Raw genomic sequence first — 4927 nt, 5'->3', positions numbered from 1 at the left:
TGATTTAAACTGAAGAGTTTGATCATGGCTCAGATTGAACGCTGGCGGCAGGCCTAACACATGCAAGTCGAGCGGAAACAGGGGAGCTTGCTCCCGCTGTCGAGCGGCGGACGGGTGCGTAACGCGTAGGAATCTACCTAGTAGTGGGGGATAGCCCGAAGAAATTCGGATTAATACCGCATACGCCTTAAGGGGGAAAGAGGGCCTCTACTTGTAAGCTCTTGCTATTAGATGAGCCTGCGTCGGATTAGCTAGTTGGTGAGGTAAAGGCTCACCAAGGCGACGATCCGTAGCTGGTCTGAGAGGATGATCAGCCACACTGGGACTGAGACACGGCCCAGACTCCTACGGGAGGCAGCAGTGGGGAATATTGCACAATGGGCGGAAGCCTGATGCAGCCATGCCGCGTGTGTGAAGAAGGCTCTAGGGTTGTAAAGCACTTTCAGCGAGGAGGAAAGGGTGTAAGTTAATACCTTACGTCTGTGACGTTACTCGCAGAAGAAGCACCGGCTAACTCCGTGCCAGCAGCCGCGGTAATACGGAGGGTGCGAGCGTTAATCGGAATTACTGGGCGTAAAGCGTGCGTAGGTGGCGTGATAAGCCAGATGTGAAAGCCCCGGGCTCAACCTGGGAACTGCATCTGGAACTGTTAGGCTAGAGTACGGTAGAGGGTAGTGGAATTTCCTGTGTAGCGGTGAAATGCGTAGATATAGGAAGGAACACCAGTGGCGAAGGCGACTGCCTGGACTGATACTGACACTGAGGCACGAAAGCGTGGGGAGCAAACAGGATTAGATACCCTGGTAGTCCACGCCGTAAACGATGAGCACTAGCCGTTGGGCAACTTGATTGCTTGGTGGCGTAGCTAACGCGCTAAGTGCTCCGCCTGGGGAGTACGGCCGCAAGGTTAAAACTCAAATGAATTGACGGGGGCCCGCACAAGCGGTGGAGCATGTGGTTTAATTCGAAGCAACGCGAAGAACCTTACCTGGCCTTGACATCCTGCGAACCTTTTAGAGATAGAAGGGTGCCTTCGGGAACGCAGAGACAGGTGCTGCATGGCTGTCGTCAGCTCGTGTCGTGAGATGTTGGGTTAAGTCCCGTAACGAGCGCAACCCTTGTCCTTAGTTACCAGCATGTAATGGTGGGCACTCTAAGGAGACTGCCGGTGACAAACCGGAGGAAGGTGGGGACGACGTCAAGTCATCATGGCCCTTACGGCCAGGGCTACACACGTGCTACAATGGGGCGTACAGAGGGTTGCCAAGCTGTGAAGTGGAGCTAATCTCATAAAACGTCTCGTAGTCCGGATTGGAGTCTGCAACTCGACTCCATGAAGTCGGAATCGCTAGTAATCGTGAATCAGCATGTCACGGTGAATACGTTCCCGGGCCTTGTACACACCGCCCGTCACACCATGGGAGTGGGTTGCACCAGAAGTAGCTAGTCTAACCTTCGGGAGGACGGTTACCACGGTGTGATTCATGACTGGGGTGAAGTCGTAACAAGGTAACCCTAGGGGAACCTGGGGTTGGATCACCTCCTTAAACGAAGCTCGTCATTGCAGTTAAGAGTCCACATGAATTGTCTGGTTGAAAGGTTAAAACCCTATTGGGTCGCTGACCCGGAAGATTTGGGTCTGTAGCTCAGCTGGTTAGAGCGCACCCCTGATAAGGGTGAGGTCGCTGGTTCAAGTCCAGCCAGACCCACCAAGATTTTGGGGCCATAGCTCAGCTGGGAGAGCGCCTGCTTTGCACGCAGGAGGTCTGCGGTTCGATCCCGCATGGCTCCACCACTTTAGATAGGGAACAAGAAGTCATCGATAAAAGGTTGGGAATAAAGCTTTTTATCCATGGCTTTTTTTAAGCCACTTGCTCTTTAACAATTTGGAACTGTAGTAATTTGAAAACAACTGCTGAGTATACAGAAATGTGATACTCAAGCGTTCGGCGTAAAATATCGTTGTAATTGTTTGTAAGTGTGACTCAGATTATTTTGGGTTATATGGTCAAGTGATTAAGCGCATACGGTGGATGCCTTGGCAGCTGGAGGCGATGAAGGACGTAGGAGCCTGCGAAAAGCGACGGGGAGTTGGCAAACGAACTTTGATCCGTCGATGTCCGAATGGGGAAACCCAACCACTTAGGTGGTTATCATGCACTGAATTCATAGGTGTATGAGGCGAACCCGGGGAACTGAAACATCTAAGTACCCGGAGGAAAAGAAATCAACCGAGATTCCGTGAGTAGAGGCGATCGAAAGCGGACTAGCCCTTAAGCTTGTTATGGTTTAGTGGAAAGATCTGGAAAGTTCTGCGATACAGGGTGATAGCCCCGTACACGAAAGGCCATTTTAAGTGAAATCGAGTAGGTCGGGACACGTGATATCTTGACTGAAAATGGGGGGACCATCCTCCAAGGCTAAATACTCCCAGCTGACCGATAGTGAACCAGTACCGTGAGGGAAAGGCGAAAAGAACCCCGTTGAGGGGAGTGAAATAGAACCTGAAACCGTATGCGTACAAGCAGTGGGAGCATGCTTCGGCATGTGACTGCGTACCTTTTGTATAATGGGTCAGCGACTTATTTTCAGTGGCAAGCTTAACCGAATAGGGAAGGCGTAGGGAAACCGAGTCTTAATAGGGCGAATAGTCGCTGGGAATAGACCCGAAACCGGGCGATCTATCCATGAGCAGGGTGAAGGTTAGGTAACACTGACTGGAGGCCCGAACCCACTGTCGTTGAAAAGCCAGGGGATGACTTGTGGATCGGAGTGAAAGGCTAATCAAGCCCGGAGATAGCTGGTTCTCCTCGAAAGCTATTTAGGTAGCGCCTCGTGTCTCACCATGGGGGGTAGAGCACTGTTTCGGCTAGGGGGTCATCCCGACTTACCAACCCGATGCAAACTCCGAATACCCATGAGTGCAATCACGGGAGACACACGGCGGGTGCTAACGTCCGTCGTGGAAAGGGAAACAACCCAGACCGCCAGCTAAGGTCCCAAAGTTCTAGTTAAGTGGGAAACGATGTGAGAAGGCCCAGACAGCCAGGAGGTTGGCTTAGAAGCAGCCACCCTTTAAAGAAAGCGTAATAGCTCACTGGTCGAGTCGGCTCGCGCGGAAGATGTAACGGGGCTCAAACTAGACACCGAAGCTGCGGATCCTAACTTAGGTTAGGGTGGTAGAGGAGCGTTCTGTACGCCTGCGAAGGTAGATCGGGAGGTCTGCTGGAGGTATCAGAAGTGCGAATGCTGACATGAGTAACGATAAAGGGAGTGAGAAGCTCCCTCGCCGGAAGACCAAGGTTTCCTGCGCAACGCTAATCGGCGCAGGGTGAGTCGGCCCCTAAGGCGAGCACGAAAGTGGTAGTCGATGGGAAACAGGTTAATATTCCTGTACTAATAATGACTGCGATGAAGGGACGGAGAAGGCTAGGTTGGCCTGGCGATGGTTGTCCAGGTTTAAGGTCGTAGGTAGGCATCTTAGGCAAATCCGGGATGCTAATACTGAGAACCGATATCGAACTCATCTTCGGATGAGGAAGTAATTGATGCCATGCTTCCAGGAAAAGCTTCTAAGCTTCAGGTCATTATTAACCGTACCCCAAACCGACACAGGTGGTCAGGTAGAGAATACCAAGGCGCTTGAGAGAACTCGGGTGAAGGAACTAGGCAAAATGGCACCGTAACTTCGGGAGAAGGTGCGCCGGAGCTGGTGAAATTCCTTGCGAATGGAGCTGGAGCCGGTCGAAGATACCAGGTGGCTGCGACTGTTTATTAAAAACACAGCACTCTGCAAACACGTAAGTGGACGTATAGGGTGTGACGCCTGCCCGGTGCCGGAAGGTTAATTGATGGGGTTAGCTTAGGCGAAGCTCTTGATCGAAGCCCCGGTAAACGGCGGCCGTAACTATAACGGTCCTAAGGTAGCGAAATTCCTTGTCGGGTAAGTTCCGACCTGCACGAATGGCGTAACGATGGCCACGCTGTCTCCACCCGAGACTCAGTGAAATTGAAATCGCTGTGAAGATGCAGTGTATCCGCGGCTAGACGGAAAGACCCCGTGAACCTTTACTACAGCTTCACACTGGACTTTGAGCCTACTTGTGTAGGATAGCTGGGAGGCTTTGAAGCGGTAACGCTAGTTATCGTGGAGCCGTCCTTGAAATACCAGCCTGGTATGTTTGAGGTTCTAACTCTGGTCCCTGATCGGGATCGAGGACAGTGTGTGGTGGGTAGTTTGACTGGGGCGGTCTCCTCCCAAAGAGTAACGGAGGAGCACGAAGGTGCGCTAAGCATGGTCGGACATCATGCGGTTAGTGTAAAGGTATAAGCGCGCTTGACTGCGAGACGTACATGTCGAGCAGGTACGAAAGTAGGTCTTAGTGATCCGGTGGTTCTGTATGGAAGGGCCATCGCTCAACGGATAAAAGGTACTCCGGGGATAACAGGCTGATACCGCCCAAGAGTTCACATCGACGGCGGTGTTTGGCACCTCGATGTCGGCTCATCACATCCTGGGGCTGAAGCCGGTCCCAAGGGTATGGCTGTTCGCCATTTAAAGTGGTACGCGAGCTGGGTTTAGAACGTCGTGAGACAGTTCGGTCCCTATCTGCCGTGGACGTTGGAAGTTTGAGGAGAGCTGCTCCTAGTACGAGAGGACCGGAGTGGACGAACCACTGGTGTTCGGGTTGTGTCGCCAGACGCATTGCCCGGTAGCTAAGTTCGGACGGGATAACCGCTGAAAGCATCTAAGCGGGAAGCCCCCTTCGAGATGAGACTTCCCTGACCCTTTGAGGGTCCTAAAGAGCCGTTGAAGACGACGACGTTGATAGGCGGGGTGTGTAAGTGTTGTGAGGCATTGAGCTAACCCGTACTAATTGCTCGTGAGGCTTGACCATATAACGCCAAAGTGATTTGGGTACAAATC

The 4927-nt window shown here is 52.3% G+C and carries 2 tRNA genes and 2 rRNA genes; all 4 read left to right on the top strand.

What is annotated here, in order from left to right:
* The first annotated feature begins 6 nt into the window (after positions 1-6).
* Positions 7-1547 (top strand): 16S ribosomal RNA (locus ORQ98_RS28920).
* Positions 1548-1635: 88 nt separating this feature from the next.
* Positions 1636-1712: transfer RNA gene (locus tag ORQ98_RS28915), tRNA-Ile, on the top strand.
* A 7-nt stretch (positions 1713-1719) separates the two neighbouring features.
* A tRNA-Ala gene (locus ORQ98_RS28910) sits at positions 1720-1795 on the top strand.
* A gap of 211 nt (positions 1796-2006) precedes the next feature.
* Positions 2007-4898, top strand: a 23S ribosomal RNA gene (locus ORQ98_RS28905).
* The 16S and 23S rRNA genes sit together here with 2 tRNA genes alongside, the layout of an rRNA operon.
* The last annotated feature ends 29 nt before the right edge of the window (positions 4899-4927 follow it).

Origin of the sequence: Spartinivicinus poritis (assembly GCF_028858535.1) — a bacterium.
GTDB classification, from domain to species: Bacteria; Pseudomonadota; Gammaproteobacteria; order Pseudomonadales; family Zooshikellaceae; genus Spartinivicinus; species Spartinivicinus poritis.
Note: the sequence above shows the minus strand (reverse complement) of the source record. Positions and strands in the feature narration are given on the sequence as shown.